Genomic DNA, 15,080 nt, shown 5'->3' with positions numbered 1-15,080 from the left:
TCATGCCGGATCTCTTCAGCCCGTTCACCCTCAAAGGGGTGACGCTTCGAAATCGAATCGCCATGTCGCCGATGACGATGTATCGCGCCGTCGACGGAAAGATGAACGACTTTCATCTCATGTATCTCGGTGCGCGCGCAGCCGGCGGTTTCGGGATGGTGTTCCCGGAGCAGGTGGCGATCACGCCCGACGGACGCACCACTCCCGGGTGCGCCGGAATCTACGACGACGATCAGATCGAGGGTCACGCTCGCGTGGCGTCGATGATCAAGCAGATGGGTTCGGTGCCGGCGATTCAGTTGGGTCACACCGGACGCAAAGGCAGCGAAGTGCCGCCGTGGCAGGGCGGACACCAGCTTCCGGCAGACCATCCCGACGGTTGGGAATGTGTTGCGCCGTCGGCGATTCCCTACGGCGGCGACCACTCGTTTCCCGTCCACGAACTCACCGTGCCCGAGATCAAGGCTATCCACCAGAGCTACGCCGACGCAGCCGTCCGAGCCGCGGAGGCAGGGTACGAATGGCTCGAAATGCACTACGCGCACGGCTACCTCGGGGCAAGCTTCTTCTCCCCACTGGCGAACCAGCGCACCGACCAGTACGGCGGAAGCTTGGAGAACCGGGCACGGTTCCACCTCGAGGCACTCGATGCGGTGCGCGAGGTGTGGCCCGAGAAGTTCCCGCTCACCATGCGATTGGGCTCGGACGACCACCACCCGGACGGGGTTCAGTTCGACGAATCCATGATCGCCATCGGATGGATGAAGGAACACGGCCTGGACATGGCCGACGTCAGCCTGGGCTTCAATACCGACGACATGGTGGACCCGCCGTTCGGCGACATGGGGTTCATGGTCGAGCGGGCCGCACGGGTCAAGCGTGAGCTGGATATCCCGGTGACCTGCAGCTGGAATCTGGGAGTTCCGGAAAATGCGGACACCGTGATCCGCGACGGCAAAATCGACGTGGTGTTGCTCGGTCGTCCGGCGTTGGCCAACCCGCACTGGCCGGTGTGGGCTGCACGCGAGCTCGGCCATGGTGACCCGTTCTCGCTGGTGCCCGAGGACTGGAGCTGGTGGCTGAAGAATTTCCGCGGACACGACCCGAGCATCGGACTGCCGCCGGCGAAGGTCGTCGAGGTCGAACAGGAGCGCAAGATCGCGTAGTAACCAGGAGGGGGCCGGACGGCGATCACAGACCACCTGCGGACGGTAGGGTTCCAAGGGCTCGCATCATGAGGAGCCCAGCGGTGTTCTCGTATCGAAGCGGAGGTTTGTGATGGCCGGCGGACTCGTAGCCCTGCTCGACGACGTGGCAGCGCTGGCTCGTCTGGCAGCTGCATCCATCGATGATGTCGGTGCAGCGACCGGTAAGGCCACGGCGAAGGCGGCCGGTGTCGTGATCGACGACGCAGCGGTGACGCCGCAGTACGTTCGTGGTCTCGCAGCCGAGCGTGAACTGCCCATCATCAAACGCATCGCCGTGGGCTCGTTGCGGAACAAGCTGCTGATCATCCTGCCGATCGCGCTGCTGCTCAGTCAGTTCGTGCCGTGGCTGCTCACGCCGATTCTCATGCTCGGCGGGTGCTACCTCAGCTACGAGGCCGCGCACAAGATCTGGGGCGCACTGTTCGGTCACGGCGACCATCACGCCGCCGCCGAGGACGAGCCGCGCGACGAGGACACCGTGGTCTCCGGAGCGGTACGCACCGATCTGATTCTGTCCGCCGAGATCATGGTTATCGCGCTGGACACCATTGCTGCAGAGGGCTTCTGGAGTCGACTGATCATCCTCGCGGTCGTCGCCGTGGTCATCACGATCGTCGTGTATGGAGTCGTCGCGCTGATCGTCAAGATGGACGACATCGGTCTGAAACTGGCCGACGGCTCCACCGGGTTCGTCGAGAAGTTCGGCCGAGGCCTGGTCAAGGGCATGCCCAAGGTCATGTCGGTGCTGTCGGTCGTCGGTACCGCAGCGATGCTGTGGGTCGGTGGACACATCCTGCTCGTCGGCATCGACGAGCTCGGATTCCACCCCATCTACGAACTCGTGCACCACGGCGAAGACGCAGTCCGCGGAGTGGCCGGCATCGGCGGAGTGCTGGCGTGGATCGTCAATACCCTCGCGTCGGCGGTCATCGGCGCGATCGTCGGTTGCATCATCGTGGTTGCGCAGCTCGGGATCTCGAAGGCGCTCGCCAAGCGGGCTGCCGCAAAGTAGTGGCTCTCGCTGCCACATTCGCCGTCGTTCATCCAGCCTCGGAGCCGGCTTCCGAGATCCTGTTTCGCTATTACGTCGATGTGGTCGGGCGCTTCCACGGTCGAGAAGCGTCGGACGACGAAGTGCTTCGAGCCTTGATCGACGAACCGAGCGACGACCTCACTGGAGATTCGGGCCTGTTGGTCGTCGCGTATCTGGGGTCGGAGCTGGTCGGTTGTGGAGGCATCCGTTTCGTGTCCGACGACACCGCAGAGCTGACGCGGTTGTTCGTAGACGCCTCGGCACGGGGCAGCGGTGTCGGAGCGTCGATAGTCGAGTTTCTCGAAGGATTCGTCCAGCAGTCGCACCGTACGTGTATTCGTTTGGACACCAGGGCAGATCTGGTGGAAGCGCGGCGGCTGTACGCAAAGCTCGGCTACCAGGAGGTGCCCGCGTTCAACAATGAACCCTTTGCCGAGGTGTGGTTCGAAAAATCTCTGTGCTGAATCAGCTTTGCGCCAGCTCGAGAACTCGTCGCTCCGATGCAGAAACGTCGGCGAGCGATGCCGTCAACTCGTCCCACGCTCGTTGCACGCGGAGTTCATCGCGCCGCAGGCGTTTCTGCGCAGCAGAGAGTCTGTGGCGCTCGGACCGAAGTAGTCGCTGCTCGCGATCGTGCTCGGTGATGAAGAGGTATGTGTGCGGATCGAACGGATACATGCCAACTCCTATGGTGTCGTGGGGAATCCGTGCATCAGAACCATGACGTGTTCGCGCTCCTCCGAGGTCGCGGTTTCCCCGTGTCGACGCCACCTGTCCACGACGGCACGTAATTCCACGTCCATCTCGGCGGTTTCGCTCGCTGTCAGTCGCAGGACGTTGTCGGTGCTGAAGGCAGCCGATACCCACTCCGGCCCCCAGGATTCAGATGTCCGATCGAAATCGCGTAGCCGAGACCACTGGTGCGCCAACCAGGAGTCCTTGGACGCCTTGGCAACCGACAACGACTCCGGCGAATCGGAGAAGTCGTTCTCGGACCAGCTGAACCCTTCCTCGTTGGCCTCGGACCACCAGCGTTGACGCTTGTCCGATCCGTTCTCGACCTCCTTGACGAACCCGTGTTCGGCAAGTTTGCGCAGGTGATAGCTCACCGACGCGGGTGACTCGTCCACCAGATCGCCGAGCTGAGTCGCCGTCATCGACTTGTTGGCCCGCAACGCGTAGAGCAAGCGCAGCCGAATCGGGTGCGCCAGCGCCTTGAGTTCTGACATGTCCGTCAGCTTGCGTGGCGTCCGGGGCGGTGGGGGTGGGCTCATGCACCAACCATAACCCGAAAGAAAAGTTTCGCAATAGTTCTTTCGGAATTACGCCGGGGACCGCTCCTGCAGGAACACGATCAGAAGAGCTCCGAGTCCAACCACGACTGGTGAAGGCGTGCAGGATCGGACCGGGCGGCTTCGCAGCTCGTCGAGGTGCGTTGGCTGCCTCGATCAGGCGGTCGATCAGGCGGTTCGACATGGGGCGACGGTACTAGCCGCTGTGCACGGTCACGGCATATCCGTCCGGGTCGGACAGGACGAAGGTCTTCCCGAACGGTCCGTCGAAGGGTGCCGTGAGGATGGTGACGTCAGCGGCGACCAGTGTCTCGTGCAGCGCCTCGGCGTCGTCGCATTCGAGCCACAGCGCAACCCCGAGTCCCGGCTGTCCGCTGTCGAGATCGGTTCCGGGCGCTGGGTTTCGGACCGCGAACGGTATCGGCGAGGTCGTGAACACCACCGCGCCCGGGGGTGCCTGCGGTGCGCGGACCAGGCCGAGCCGGCTTTCGTAGAAGTCTGCGCTGGCGGCGAGGTCGCGTACTTGCAGCGAGAGGAAGCTCGGTCCGGAGACGGTAGCGGTGGTCATGTTGGTTCCTTTCGGTGGTTCGTCAAGTTCTTGACGAGTTCAACGTATGTCAAGATATTGACATGAGTCAAGTGGACGTCGACACCTCGATCGGTTACGCCCTCAAGCGAGCCACCTCCGCCCTGCGTTCGGCAATGGACGATTGTCTACGCGATCTCGACATCACCGTCTCGCAGTACTCGAGCCTCGAACTCCTCGCGCACAAGCCGGGATTGTCCAATGCAGAGCTCGCTCGCGCGGTGTTCGTCAGCCGGCAAGCAACCCATCAGCTGTTGGCCGGTCTCACACGCAATGGCTTGGTGGAGATCGAGGGCAGCGGTCGAGACCAGCGTTTGTACGTGACGAAGCGGGGAATCGAACGACTGCGGCAAGCATCTGCCGCCGTTGCCGACGTGGAACGCACCATGATCACCTCACTGTCCGCGCAGGAGCGAGAAGTGTTGCATCGCAATCTGGTTACCTGCGCTGAGGCGTTGGACGGGAACCGAACCTCGTGATGTCACTCGATCGAGTCGAGGAACCCCAGCATCGCCGCGTTGAACTCGTTCGGCCGGTCCATGTTCGCGGCGTGACCGCACTTGTCCAGCACTACCGACCGACCGTGGGGATTGTTGTCGACGGACTCGGAAGCATGTGCAGCAGGCCAGAACTGGCTGTCGCGTCCGGCCATCATGAGGTACGGCTTGTCGATGCCCGCGATGGTCGAGCGCCAATCCTGCGCAGCATGATCGGCGAGCAGAGCCTTCATCGGTGGGGTGTCGGGTGACGCCATCTTCGGCATTGCCTTCAGTGCGAGTATCAGCTTCAACAGCGACGGTATCGATTTCCACTGGGGTCGGCCGTGGCCGGTATCTGGTATTCCGTTGTCGAAGAACGTGGTTCGGTTGTCCTCGGTGAGGCCGTAGAAGCCGTTGGGCCAATCGTCGCTGTTCACCATCTTCGGTGTCTGATCGACCGACACGATGGCTCGCACATGCTCGGTGCCGAACTGCGAGATGTACGACCACACGGTGCTCGCCCCCATCGACCCGCCGATCAGGACGACGTCCGTGACTCCCACGGCCGCGAGGAAATTGGCCACATCACGCCCGTGCCGCTCCATGGACGCGCCGTGTGTCGGTGCCTCCGAGGCACCGTGCCCTCGTCGATCGAGCGCCAACACCCGATATCCGTTCGCCACCAACGCCTTCTGCTGTAGCACCCAGGTGGTCGCGGGCGCACAGAATCCGGCGATCAGAACAACGGCCGGGCCGGTGCCCTCGTCGAGATAGTTCAGGGTGACGGCATCGTCGGTGATCACGGTCGGCACGGTCGAAACTCCCTCAGGCGAAGGTGGCGTGCATTTCCCAGATCATGATTTCGCTCGCGGTCGATGCTGTCACACGGTGCCCGCCGGTCGAGGTCAGTCGCACCGCGTCGCCCTGGGCCAGGTTGCCGATGTCCTCGAACACCGCCGAACCGTCGGCGATGAAAACGTGACCGAACGGCGCGTCGGGAACGGTGATCGACTGTCCGGGCTCGAGCCGCGCAACGTGGAGTGCCGCAAAACGATTGCCGATGTTCACTCCACTTCTTCCTGGGATTCCCGATGCCACGCAGACGAGCTCGCCATTCGCCAACTCGTCTCGAACGTCGCGCTCGTCGTACGACGGCACCCTCCCGTCGGTATCGGGTGGGATCCACATCTGCACGACGCGTAGCTTGTCGCGGCCGGTCAGGCTCGATGCGTTGCGTTCGGTGCGGCGAATGCCGGTGCCCGCACTCATTCGCTGAATCAGCCCGGGGCGGATCAGCCCGGAATGACCCTCGGAATCCGTGTGTTCGAGCGTTCCCTCGAGTACCCAGGTGAGGATCTCCATGTTCTCGTGCTGATGGGAGTCGAACCCCTCGCCCGGGGACACCGTGTCCTCGTTGTGCACCATCAACAGTCCATGCGCATTGGCCGGCAGATCGTAGTTTCCGGTGGCGGGGAAAGACTGCTGGGAATCGAGCCATTCGTTCCACCAGTGATGCCGTTGTTCGCTGGGAATGTGGGTGAGGGTCACGACGCGTTGTCCCGCATTGCCGAGAACGTTCGTGTGACGGCCGCGAGATCGTTGGGGTCGATCAGATCGAACATGTTCTTCCGTACGGCTTCGACGTGCCCGGGGCTGGCGGCGGCGAGGGTGTTCATGCCGGCCTCGGTGAGTTCGGCAGACATTCCTCGCTTGTCGTCGTCGCATTTGACGCGCCGGACCCAGCCGCAGTCGACCAGTCGACTGATGGCCCTTGTCACGCCGCTGCGAGTGGTGGTGACGGCGTCGGCGAGTTCGCTCATGCGGCGTCGACGGTCGGGTGCTTCGGAAAGCACCACCAGCAGCTCGAAGTCGGTGAACGAGATCCCGGAGTCGCGCGTGAGCTGATTGTCGAGATCGCGAAGCAATAGCCGCGTTGCGTCGAGGTATGCGCGCCAGGCCCGCTGTTCGTCCTTGCTCAGCCACCGTGGTGAATCCATGCGCCCATAGTAGTTGACAACGCAACTAGCAGGTGTACTGTTCTCAGTAGTTGACGAAGCAACTACTTGACCTCGGAGGGTGGAGCGATGACCAACGAACTGACTGCCGAAGAGACACGCCGCGCGCAGGAACACGAAGAGCAGCGGGAACGCATTCGTCGGCAGCACCTGAAGCCTGCCGGTGAGCGGCCTGCTTCCTCGGCTCGCGGCCTCCATCACACCGCATTGGTCAGCAGCGACGTCGAAGCAACGGTCCGCTTCTACCAGGATCTGCTCGAGTTTCCGCTCACCGAGCTCATCGAGAACCGTGACTATCCCGGGTCTTCGCACTTCTTCTTCGATATCGGCAACAGCAATCTGTTGGCGTTCTTCGATTTTCCCGGCCTCGATGTCGGACCTTACGCAGAGGTGCTCGGCGGTCTCCATCACGTGGCGATCAGTGTCGAGCCCACCAGGTGGGAACACCTGCGTTCCAAGCTGATCGACGCCGGAGTCGAACTGATCGAGCACAGCGAGGTCTCCCTGTACTTCCGCGACCCCGACGGTGCCCGCCTGGAACTGATTGCCGATCCTCTCGGTGAGATGTACGGCTCGCACGTTCTCTGACCCCCACACTTCGAGATCCGAGGCAATGACATGACCTCTGCAGCAACCACACTCGACGTCCGTCGAGCCGACGACCGATTCAAGACCAGGATCGGCTGGCTCGACTCCAAGCACTCCTTCTCCTTCGGCAACCACTTCGACCGTGGCAACACCCACCACGGTGTCCTGATGGTCAACAAGGACGACATCGTCACTCCCGGTCAGGGATTCGACACCCATCCGCACCGCGACATGGAAATCGTCACCTGGGTCCTGCAGGGTTCGCTGGTGCACCAGGATTCGATGGGCCATACCGGCGTCATCTACCCCGGTCTCGCGCAGCGGATGAGCGCAGGTACGGGAATCCTGCACTCCGAGAAGAACGATTCGTGGCGACTCGGTGAGACCGCCGGCTCGTACTCGGGCAAGCACGGCGATCCCGTTCGCTTCGTGCAGATGTGGGTGGTCCCGGACGAGCAGGGCATCACCCCGGGCTACGAGCAGCTCGAAATCGACGGCGAATTGCTCAGTGGCGGACTGGTTCCCGTGGCGTCAGGCATGGCTCATCACGCCGACCACGCGGCGATCCGCATCAAGAACAAGTACGCCGCCATGCACGCTGCCCGTCTGCAGCCAGGGCAAGCCCCGGTCGATGTGCCCGACGCGCCGTTCGTGCACATCTTCGTCGCCGAGGGTGAAGCGATGCTCGAGGGAGTCGGCGTACTCGCCGAGGGCGACGCCGTGCGGATCTCCGGAGGCGGCGGGCAGAAGCTGAGCACCGCAACCGGAGCCGAAGTGATCGTGTGGGAGATGCACGCCGCGATCGCCGGGTGAGGTCTGCTACCTCTTCAGACCGAACATCTTCGCGATCGTCTTCTCCATGAACGTCGCTGGCAGCAACCGCCGCGCAAGAAATACGACCGGTGCGTTGCTGCCCCTGGCGTACAACGGTTTCGGCTTGTCCGCCTCGATGGCCTTCAGCACCACCTCGGCGACATCCTCGGCGGAGATGCCGGTTCCTTCGTTGCGGTCCAGGGATGAGATCGCGGTGTGGAAGTCGTCTCGGTGGACCGAATCCGGTGCGATGTACTTGGTTCGCCGCTCGCTGATTCCGGTGTTGATCGATCCCGGCTCGACGGTGGTCATCCACACGCCGTAGGGCGACAGTTCCAGGCGCGCCGCGTCGGAGAAGCCCTTGATGGCGGCCTTCGTCGAGGCGTAGGACGAGCGGTAGGCGAGCGGGAAGCTGGCCAGCATCGAGCCGACCATGACGATGCGGCCGTACCCGCGCGCACGCATGCCGGGAATGACGCTCTGCGACAGCGTCACTGCGCCGAAGACGTTCAATTGGAACAGTCGCTCGATGGCGTCGGTCGGTAGTTCCTCGAACGGACCGGACTGACTCTCACCGGCGTTGTTGACCAGGACGTCGACGTCACCGAGATCGGCGACGAAGGTGCGGATCGAGTCGGCTTCGGTGAGATCGAGAGCGCGATACTCGACGCCGGTGGCCCGCTGGGCGTCGGTCATCGATGCCGGATTGCGGGACGTGCCGATCACTCGATAGCCCCGGGCGACGAGCGCCTGCGCGACCGCGCGTCCGATACCCGACGAAGCTCCGGTGACCACTGCGGTGCGATTCATGTCCGGAATGGTACCGGTGCAGTCGGTTCGTACCGCATGACGAATCACCCCATACCGGTTAGTCTGTTACCCGTGCAAACGAACTCTGCCGCCCTGCTGATCGAGCACCTGTGTATGGCCTTCGGTCCCAAGGTTGCCGTCGACGACCTCTCGCTGATGGTTCCACCCGGATCGATGTTCGGCCTCGTCGGCCCGAACGGCGCAGGTAAGACGACGTGCCTGTCCATGGCGGTCGGTCTGCTCAGGCCACAGTACGGCCGAAGTCTGGTGTTCGGACGAGATGTCTGGGCCGATCCCATCGCCGCAAAAGAACTGTTGGGCGTGCTCCCCGACGGGCTCGCTCTGCCCTCGCAGTTCACCGGCCACGAGCTGCTGACGTACTTCGGACGACTGCGCGCGATGCCGGAGGACGTGATCGCACAGCGTCGAGACGAGCTGCTGGACGCGCTGGATCTGGCGGATGCCGGGGGAACCGTCATCGCCGACTACTCCGCGGGCATGACCAAGAAGATCGGACTGGCCTCGGCATTGCTGCACGGTCCACGGCTGCTGGTGTTGGACGAACCGTTCGAGGCGGTCGACCCCATCTCCTCCACCACCATTCGCAACATTCTGATCCAATTCGTCCGGTCCGGCGGCTCGGTGATTCTGTCGAGCCACGTGATGGCCCTCGTCGAGCAGCTCTGCACCCACGTCGGCGTCATCACCGGCGGCCGCGTCGTCGCCGCGGGAACGGTGGACGAGGTCCGTGCGGGGGGAAGCCTGGACGACGCCTTCGTTCGCCTGGTCGGTACTCGCGAGCAGAACCCCGACGGCCTGTCCTGGATGCGCTCGTGACGTCCCTCGGCCGAACCGTCCTGCAGATGCGAATCACGCTCTACCGCAGGCAGTTCAAGGGCGGGCAAGCAGTGGTGAAAGCCGTGTTCGGGTTGCTGGGACTGGTATTCGCGGTCGTGGCGTGTGTGTTGTCTGCGCGCAGTGGAGACTCGCAGGTGTTGGTCGGCGGCACCGTGAGCCTCGGGCTGACCCTGATCGGCCTGAGCTGGGTGCTGTTCCCGGTGCTCTCGGGAATCTCGGACGACAACATCCAGCCCCGCCACTTCCAGATGCTGTCGGTCGAACCCGCACGCCTGGCTCGTGCGTTGTTGGGCACGTCGGCGTTCGGCATGGTGGTGCCGTTGACGGCCATTGCGACTGCGTCGATCCCGATCTATGCCGTGTCCCGTTCCCTCGCAGCACTTCCGGTCGCTCTGGTGGCTTGGCCCGCGACCGTGGTGCTCTTCGTGTCACTGTCCAGAGTGGTCACCGTGGCGATGTCTCAGCTACTGAAGAGTCGACGTAGTCGAGAGTTCGCTCTGCTGGCGTTCGGTGCGGTGTTCGGCGGGCTGTACTTCCTGCAGTTCCCCATCACCCAGAACTTCTCGCGGGTGCTGTCGGGTGAAGTGACCTGGCCTCTGACACTGGCACATTCGATTCCGTTCAGCTGGGGAATCACCGGTGTGGATGCTGCGCTGGACGGTAACTGGCTCCTGGCGATCGGCGCAGTGGCGGGACTGTTGCTGCTCGACGGTGTAGTGGTGTGGTCGTGGCAGCGACTTGTGCTTCGGCTCTTCGAGGGACGGGTGTCCGCCTCGTACGGCGCGTCGCGGAAGCAGGTGGCAGCAGAGGGTCGTAACGGCGATACCGGCTGGCGGGCATCGCGGATCGGTGCGGTGGTGATGCGAGAGCTGTCCCTGTGGCGCGGCGATATGCGTCGTCGAAGTCAGCTGCTGTCGGTCCTCATCTTCGCGGTGCTCGGAGGCGTCGGTCCGTTGGTGACCGACTCGATTCCGTTCAGTGCAGCATGGGGCGCGTGGATCGTGATCTTCATGGCGATGGGCGCGGGATCGAATCTGTACGGCCTCGACGGCGGTTCGATGTGGCACCTGGTGATGATTCCGCAAGCTCTGCGCGACGACGTTCGTGGCCGGCAGCTCGCCTGGCTGATCGTGGCTGCACCCTTCGCGATCGTGCCCACGGCGGTCGTCCGCGTATTCGGTGACCTCGGATTCGACCGATTGGCAATCCCCATCTCGGTCACGCTGTCGATGCTCGGGGTCAGCGCGGGCCTCATCGTCATGGTCTCCGTCCGTGCCGCCTATCCGGTTCCCGAACCGACCAAGGCCTTCTCTCTCAACACGCGAGGGTCGTTCAACGGAGGTTCGTTCGCCCTGCTCATGCTGGCAATAGTTGTACTCGCGGTGTCGGTACTGCCCGCTCTGCTACTGGCACTACTCCTCCCCGGTGCCTTCGCGTATCTGTCCGTTCCCGTGGCCGCGGCCGTCGGGTGGCTGGGGATGTGGTGGGGTGCGCGGGTGGCCGTCGACACGTTGGTCAGTGACTCCGACAAGATCCTGCACGAGGTGATCTCACGGTAGAGCGCGAATTGCCCGACACGGGTTGCCGGCCGCGAAGGTGTGCGACGGCACGTCCCGGGTGACGACGCTGCCTGCACCGATCACCGAGTTGTCGCCGATCGTGACTCCTGGGCAGACGATGACCCCGCCACCCAACCACACGTTGTTTCCTATGGTGATGGGAAGAGCGCTCTCCCAGCGTGTTCGGCGCGCCTCGTGATCCTCCATCGGATGCAGCGCCGTCAGCAGTTGCGCCCGTGGGCCGATCGATACGTCGTCACCGATGGTGATCGGCGCGCAGTCCAACAGGATTGCGTCGTAGTTGAGGAAAGTGTTCGACCCGATGGAAATGTAAGTGCCGTAGTCGCATTGGAATCTGGGCATGATCGACGAATCGTCTCCGATGGATCCGAGCAGCTCGCTGAGCAGTTCACGCCTTTCTGCGTTCCGGTCTGCCGTGGTCGCGTTGAACCGGTCGAGCAGCTTCCCGCACGACACCCGGGACGCCACCAACTCGGGATCACTCTCTCGGTAGAGCTCGCCGCGCAGCATTCGATCCCGGTTCTCGTTCATGGATGACAGGCTACCGATCGGTCGGCTTCTCGAACAGGGCCACGCTGAACCACGAACTGCCCTCGGCGAACTCGCGGCGGCCGACGTAGCGGAACCCCTGATTCAGGTAGTAACTGCGCAACTCACCGTTGGTCTCGGCGCAGTCCAGACGCAGCAGGGATCGCCCCTCCCGACGGGTCTGCTCCGACGCCCACTCGAGCAGCAACGTGCCGAGGCCGGTGCCGGCCTCTCTTCTGTCGATCACCAATCCGTGGACGTAGCAGGCCGATACGTCCTGGTCGGGCCAGATGTCCGGATCGGAGTCGATCAACCGTAGTGCGGCGACGATCGGTCCCCTGTGATCGTATCGGGCGACATGGAACTCTCCCGCGTCGATCTGCGCAGCGATCGTGGTGAGAGGTACCTCGCGTGGCGTCCACTGATCGATTCCACGAGCGAACAGCCAGTCCTCGGCAGCGTGCCGGAGGCCGAGTATCGTTGCCGCGTCGGCGGCAGATGCGAGTTCTACGGTGAGCACGGTGCCATCGTACGGAGGTGGCGAGTCCTGTGGTGAACGTGCTTGTGGTCGAGAACGATTCGGACCGGAAGGTCCTTCCCCCGTTGGACGGTGCCGAGTTTCGGAGTTGCACGATCGCCGAACTCGCCGACGCGGTGCCGTGGGCCGAGGTGCTGCTGTTCCGGACGTTCGAGACCGCCGATCTGCGGGCCGTATGGCCGAAGGCCGAGAATCTTCGGTGGATCCACTCGTCGAGTGCCGGCGTCGATCGACTGCTCGATCCGGCTCTGCGCGAGGGGTCGTGGACGCTGACGAACTCCGGTGGAATCCTCGACCGCGCGATCGCCGAGTACGTCGCCGCCGGCATTCTGGCGTCGGTCAAGAAACTGCCACAAGCGCTTGCTCGACAACGCGAGCGAGTCTGGGAGCACAGAATCACCAACGGGATTCGCGGTCGCTCCGCTCTCGTCGTCGGACCCGGTTCCATCGGGCGCGAGATCGGCCGAGTGCTCGGTGCCCTCGGAATGCGCGTGGATGCCGCGGCAACGTCCGAGCGGTCCGGTGACACGGAGTTCACGCGAATCCGCAATGTTCGGCAACTACCCACGTATGCGGGCGAGTACGACGTGATCGTGCTGGCGGCACCGTTGACCGATGCCACCCGCGGTCTCGTCGACGGAGAGGTGCTCGCGGCCATGCGTCCCGATTCGGGCCTGGTCAACATCGCTCGCGGGCCCGTCGTCGACGAACGAGCCCTGTGCGACGCCCTGGCTTCCGGAGAGATCCGGTGGGCCGTGTTGGACGTGTTCGAGGTCGAGCCGCTGCCGGATACGAGCCCGCTGTGGGGCATGGACAACGTCATCCTGACTGCGCATCTGGCGGGCGACGCCGATGACTTCGCCGACCGTCTGTGGGCGTTGTTCGAGGACAACCTGCAGCGATACGTCCGTGGTTCGGCACTGGTCAACGTCGTGGACATGCGGTTGGGGTACGTGCGCAGACAGAACGACGCGCCAAAGTATACGTAACACTCCGTAGCGTGTACTAGGGTGCACGAGTGCGTGAAATCAATCGTTCGGCCGTTGCGTCGACCAGCCGTGACGCGGCGTTCGCCTATATGGACGACTTCAGAAACGTCCCGCAGTGGATGTTCGGCATCACCCGGTTCGAGCCGACGAGCGAGGTCACCTCAGGCCTCGGTGCCAGGTACGACGCGACGATGCAGATCGGTCCGAAGGCCCTCACCTCCGTTGTGCACGTGACCGAATGGGTCCACAACGAGAAGCTGACGCTCGAATCGGTCGAGGGCCTGTCCAACTCGTCCACGTGGTCGTTCTCCGATACGGCAGACGGCGGTACCCGTCTGGATGTGGTGTTCCGCTACAGCCTGCCCGGCGGAATCGCAGGCAAGGTGCTGGGTGCGGTAGTGGAGCCGGTTGTGGGTCAGGCGATCAAGCACACGGAGTCGACACTGCGGGCCCGCCTGGAAGCCGCCGACTAGTACACGTATTTGTCGAGGGCATCCAATACCTGGTCGACGGCGAGCCACGCGAACAGCAATGCACAGACACCCAGCGTGAGGTTGGTGAACCAGCCGTTGCGCCATTGCGTCGGCACCCGATCGCTGTTGAGCAGAATCAACAACGTGACCGCCAGGAACGGCATGAACACCGCCCCGAGCACGCCGTACGTCAGTACGAGCCCGATCGGTTGGTCGAGCCACAGCAGCGCCATGGGCGGAAACGTCAACCACGCGACGTACCAGCGGAAGTACTTGCCGCCCACACGCGTGTCCGAGTGGCCCTGTTCGAGCCCCTTCAGATTGCCGACGAAGTCCGCGAACATCAGGCTCACGCCGTTCCACACCCCGATCAGCGACGAGAACGACGCCGACCAGAATCCGATGAGGAACACGTAGCCGAACACCGTGCCGTAGCGCTCGGCCAGCACGTCGGAGAGCTGAACCAAGCCCTGATCGCCGGTGGAGATCGCGATCTGCGACGAGTACAGCAGTTCGGCACCGACGATGAGCATCGCGAGGACGAAAATGCCCGAGATGACGTAGGCCATCGAATTGTCGATGCGCATGACGCGCATGAATTTCGGTGTGATCCAGCCCTTCTCGCGTAGCCAGTAGCCGTATGCAGCGAGCGTGATGGTGCCACCGACGCCACCGGCGAGGCCGAGGACGTACACGATCGAGCCGTCGGGAATGGTGGGAACGATGCCCTTGACGATCGCGGGAACGTTCGGAACAGCCACTACCGCGGCGCCGATGACCGTGACGAACATGATGCCGACGAAGACGGTGATGATCTTCTCGAAGAACCCGTAGCTACCGAGCGAGATCAATGCGAACCCGAGGAGTCCGGATGCGATGGCGACGACCTTGAGATCCAGTGCGGGGAACAGTGCGACGATCGGCAGCGCGCTCGACGACATCGCCGCAGCGCCGTAGACGAATCCCCAGATCACGATGTAGGGCGCGAAATACACCGTCGTCCACTTACCCAGCGAACGCCAGCCCTGGAAGATCGTGTTTCCCGACGCCAACGTGTAGCGGCCGGCACCTTCCACCAGAACGACTTTCATGACGACACCGACGATGATCACCCACAGCAGTGCGTAGCCGTATCGTGACCCGGCGACCAGTGTCGCGACGAGGTCGGCGGCGCCGATGCCGGTTGCGGCGACCACCAGTCCAGGGCCGACCACCTTCCATTTCGGGGGCGGTGCAGTGGTTTCGGTCATCGGTTCTCCTCGCGGGCCGGCGTCTGCTCAGTGACCTGCC

General features: G+C 63.4%; 20 protein-coding genes. 10 read left to right on the top strand and 10 right to left on the bottom strand.

Going from position 1 to position 15,080, the window contains the following annotated elements; translation table 11 throughout:
* Nucleotides 1-2 precede the first annotated feature (2 nt).
* From MTX34_RS10560 to MTX34_RS10550, 3 genes are all read left to right on the top strand, one after another.
* Complete coding sequence (locus MTX34_RS10560) at nucleotides 3-1,166, top strand: NADH:flavin oxidoreductase/NADH oxidase (protein WP_243595591.1); 1,164 nt, start codon at nucleotides 3-5, stop codon at nucleotides 1,164-1,166.
* Nucleotides 1,167-1,278: 112 nt separating this feature from the next.
* Entirely contained in the window at nucleotides 1,279-2,220 is a 942-nt protein-coding gene (locus MTX34_RS10555; RefSeq protein ID WP_243595590.1) for a DUF808 domain-containing protein, read from the top strand.
* On the top strand, nucleotides 2,220-2,705 hold the full coding sequence (locus tag MTX34_RS10550) for a GNAT family N-acetyltransferase (protein WP_243609407.1): 486 nt from the start codon (nucleotides 2,220-2,222) through the stop codon (nucleotides 2,703-2,705). Before MTX34_RS10555 ends, MTX34_RS10550 begins: the two co-directional genes overlap by 1 nt.
* Before the next feature lies 1 nt (nucleotide 2,706).
* On the opposite strand, the gene MTX34_RS10545 is transcribed toward MTX34_RS10550, so the two are convergent.
* The 3 genes from MTX34_RS10545 to MTX34_RS10535 all read right to left on the bottom strand — a co-directional run bounded on the left by MTX34_RS10545 (nucleotide 2,707) and on the right by MTX34_RS10535 (nucleotide 4,101).
* Entirely contained in the window at nucleotides 2,707-2,919 is a 213-nt protein-coding gene (locus tag MTX34_RS10545) for a hypothetical protein (protein ID WP_243609406.1), read from the bottom strand.
* Between the two features lie 8 nt (nucleotides 2,920-2,927).
* Complete coding sequence (locus tag MTX34_RS10540) at nucleotides 2,928-3,515, bottom strand: helix-turn-helix domain-containing protein (protein WP_243609405.1); 588 nt, start codon at nucleotides 3,513-3,515, stop codon at nucleotides 2,928-2,930.
* A 214-nt stretch (nucleotides 3,516-3,729) separates the two neighbouring features.
* On the bottom strand, nucleotides 3,730-4,101 hold the full coding sequence (locus MTX34_RS10535; protein WP_243609404.1) for a VOC family protein: 372 nt from the start codon (nucleotides 4,099-4,101) through the stop codon (nucleotides 3,730-3,732).
* A gap of 62 nt (nucleotides 4,102-4,163) precedes the next feature.
* Between MTX34_RS10535 and MTX34_RS10530 the strand changes: the two genes are divergently transcribed.
* The gene (locus MTX34_RS10530) at nucleotides 4,164-4,598 is read left to right on the top strand and encodes a MarR family winged helix-turn-helix transcriptional regulator (RefSeq protein ID WP_243609403.1); all 435 of its coding nucleotides are present in this window, start codon (nucleotides 4,164-4,166) and stop codon (nucleotides 4,596-4,598) included.
* Between the two features lie 2 nt (nucleotides 4,599-4,600).
* Here the strand turns inward: MTX34_RS10530 and MTX34_RS10525 are convergent, their stop codons facing one another.
* From MTX34_RS10525 to MTX34_RS10515, 3 genes are read right to left on the bottom strand one after another with little or no spacing between them, the layout of a single operon-like run.
* Nucleotides 4,601-5,410, bottom strand: a complete 810-nt coding sequence (locus tag MTX34_RS10525; protein WP_243609402.1) for an alpha/beta fold hydrolase — start codon at nucleotides 5,408-5,410, stop codon at nucleotides 4,601-4,603.
* 13 nt (nucleotides 5,411-5,423) lie between these two features.
* A complete protein-coding gene (locus MTX34_RS10520; protein ID WP_243609401.1) occupies nucleotides 5,424-6,146 on the bottom strand; it encodes a pirin family protein in 723 nt (240 codons plus the stop codon).
* Nucleotides 6,143-6,595, bottom strand: a complete 453-nt coding sequence (locus MTX34_RS10515; protein ID WP_243609400.1) for a MarR family winged helix-turn-helix transcriptional regulator — start codon at nucleotides 6,593-6,595, stop codon at nucleotides 6,143-6,145. The genes MTX34_RS10520 and MTX34_RS10515 overlap by 4 nt, the downstream gene beginning before the upstream one ends.
* A gap of 87 nt (nucleotides 6,596-6,682) precedes the next feature.
* On the opposite strand from MTX34_RS10515, the gene MTX34_RS10510 reads away from it, so the two are divergent.
* Together MTX34_RS10510 and MTX34_RS10505 are read left to right on the top strand one after the other, a co-directional pair.
* On the top strand, nucleotides 6,683-7,201 hold the full coding sequence (locus MTX34_RS10510; protein ID WP_121871542.1) for a VOC family protein: 519 nt from the start codon (nucleotides 6,683-6,685) through the stop codon (nucleotides 7,199-7,201).
* 30 nt (nucleotides 7,202-7,231) lie between these two features.
* The gene (locus MTX34_RS10505) at nucleotides 7,232-8,014 is read left to right on the top strand and encodes a pirin-like bicupin family protein (RefSeq protein ID WP_243609399.1); all 783 of its coding nucleotides are present in this window, start codon (nucleotides 7,232-7,234) and stop codon (nucleotides 8,012-8,014) included.
* A gap of 6 nt (nucleotides 8,015-8,020) precedes the next feature.
* Here the strand turns inward: MTX34_RS10505 and MTX34_RS10500 are convergent, their stop codons facing one another.
* Nucleotides 8,021-8,824 carry an SDR family oxidoreductase gene (locus tag MTX34_RS10500; RefSeq protein WP_243609398.1) on the bottom strand — a complete coding sequence of 268 codons (804 nt, stop codon included), beginning with the start codon at nucleotides 8,822-8,824 and terminating at the stop codon, nucleotides 8,021-8,023.
* A gap of 36 nt (nucleotides 8,825-8,860) precedes the next feature.
* Between MTX34_RS10500 and MTX34_RS10495 the strand changes: the two genes are divergently transcribed.
* Entirely contained in the window at nucleotides 8,861-9,661 is an 801-nt protein-coding gene (locus MTX34_RS10495) for an ABC transporter ATP-binding protein (protein ID WP_374639313.1), read from the top strand.
* Nucleotides 9,658-11,241, top strand: a complete 1,584-nt coding sequence (locus tag MTX34_RS10490; protein WP_243609397.1) for an ABC transporter permease — start codon at nucleotides 9,658-9,660, stop codon at nucleotides 11,239-11,241. Before MTX34_RS10495 ends, MTX34_RS10490 begins: the two co-directional genes overlap by 4 nt.
* On the opposite strand, the gene MTX34_RS10485 is transcribed toward MTX34_RS10490, so the two are convergent.
* Both MTX34_RS10485 and MTX34_RS10480 read right to left on the bottom strand, forming a co-directional pair.
* Complete coding sequence (locus MTX34_RS10485; RefSeq protein ID WP_243609396.1) at nucleotides 11,233-11,793, bottom strand: sugar O-acetyltransferase; 561 nt, start codon at nucleotides 11,791-11,793, stop codon at nucleotides 11,233-11,235. The two genes, MTX34_RS10490 and MTX34_RS10485, sit on opposite strands and share 9 nt — an antisense overlap.
* Nucleotides 11,794-11,803: 10 nt before the next feature.
* Nucleotides 11,804-12,310, bottom strand: coding sequence for a GNAT family N-acetyltransferase (locus MTX34_RS10480; RefSeq protein ID WP_243609395.1), 507 nt, complete (start codon nucleotides 12,308-12,310; stop codon nucleotides 11,804-11,806).
* A 32-nt stretch (nucleotides 12,311-12,342) separates the two neighbouring features.
* On the opposite strand from MTX34_RS10480, the gene MTX34_RS10475 reads away from it, so the two are divergent.
* Together MTX34_RS10475 and MTX34_RS10470 are read left to right on the top strand one after the other, a co-directional pair.
* Nucleotides 12,343-13,317 carry a D-2-hydroxyacid dehydrogenase gene (locus MTX34_RS10475; RefSeq protein ID WP_243609394.1) on the top strand — a complete coding sequence of 325 codons (975 nt, stop codon included), beginning with the start codon at nucleotides 12,343-12,345 and terminating at the stop codon, nucleotides 13,315-13,317.
* Between the two features lie 29 nt (nucleotides 13,318-13,346).
* On the top strand, nucleotides 13,347-13,790 hold the full coding sequence (locus tag MTX34_RS10470) for an SRPBCC family protein (RefSeq protein ID WP_243595575.1): 444 nt from the start codon (nucleotides 13,347-13,349) through the stop codon (nucleotides 13,788-13,790).
* Here the strand turns inward: MTX34_RS10470 and MTX34_RS10465 are convergent.
* Nucleotides 13,787-15,040, bottom strand: a complete 1,254-nt coding sequence (locus MTX34_RS10465; RefSeq protein ID WP_243609393.1) for an Nramp family divalent metal transporter — start codon at nucleotides 15,038-15,040, stop codon at nucleotides 13,787-13,789. The two genes, MTX34_RS10470 and MTX34_RS10465, sit on opposite strands and share 4 nt — an antisense overlap.
* Nucleotides 15,041-15,080 lie beyond the last annotated feature (40 nt).

The organism is Rhodococcus sp. ARC_M5, assembly GCF_022810405.1.
GTDB lineage: Bacteria > Actinomycetota > Actinomycetes > Mycobacteriales > Mycobacteriaceae > Rhodococcoides > Rhodococcoides navarretei.
The sequence above is the reverse complement of the archived record's forward strand: the minus strand, read 5'-3'. Positions and strand labels throughout refer to the sequence as shown.

Excerpts from the sequence above, each read along its gene's own strand:
- MTX34_RS10515 (WP_243609400.1), bottom strand. The coding sequence starts at position 6,595 with ATGGATTCACCACGGTGGCTGAGCAAGGACGAACAGCGGGCCTGGCGC.
- MTX34_RS10505 (WP_243609399.1), top strand. The coding sequence starts at position 7,232 with ATGACCTCTGCAGCAACCACACTCGACGTCCGTCGAGCCGACGACCGA.
- MTX34_RS10555 (WP_243595590.1), top strand. The coding sequence starts at position 1,279 with ATGGCCGGCGGACTCGTAGCCCTGCTCGACGACGTGGCAGCGCTGGCT.
- MTX34_RS10510 (WP_121871542.1), top strand. The coding sequence starts at position 6,683 with ATGACCAACGAACTGACTGCCGAAGAGACACGCCGCGCGCAGGAACAC.
- MTX34_RS10485 (WP_243609396.1), bottom strand. The coding sequence starts at position 11,793 with ATGAACGAGAACCGGGATCGAATGCTGCGCGGCGAGCTCTACCGAGAG.
- MTX34_RS10495 (WP_374639313.1), top strand. The coding sequence starts at position 8,861 with ATGACGAATCACCCCATACCGGTTAGTCTGTTACCCGTGCAAACGAAC.
- MTX34_RS10545 (WP_243609406.1), bottom strand. The coding sequence starts at position 2,919 with ATGTATCCGTTCGATCCGCACACATACCTCTTCATCACCGAGCACGAT.
- MTX34_RS10560 (WP_243595591.1), top strand. The coding sequence starts at position 3 with ATGCCGGATCTCTTCAGCCCGTTCACCCTCAAAGGGGTGACGCTTCGA.
- MTX34_RS10500 (WP_243609398.1), bottom strand. The coding sequence starts at position 8,824 with ATGAATCGCACCGCAGTGGTCACCGGAGCTTCGTCGGGTATCGGACGC.
- MTX34_RS10540 (WP_243609405.1), bottom strand. The coding sequence starts at position 3,515 with ATGAGCCCACCCCCACCGCCCCGGACGCCACGCAAGCTGACGGACATG.
- MTX34_RS10535 (WP_243609404.1), bottom strand. The coding sequence starts at position 4,101 with ATGACCACCGCTACCGTCTCCGGACCGAGCTTCCTCTCGCTGCAAGTA.
- MTX34_RS10530 (WP_243609403.1), top strand. The coding sequence starts at position 4,164 with ATGAGTCAAGTGGACGTCGACACCTCGATCGGTTACGCCCTCAAGCGA.
- MTX34_RS10465 (WP_243609393.1), bottom strand. The coding sequence starts at position 15,040 with ATGACCGAAACCACTGCACCGCCCCCGAAATGGAAGGTGGTCGGCCCT.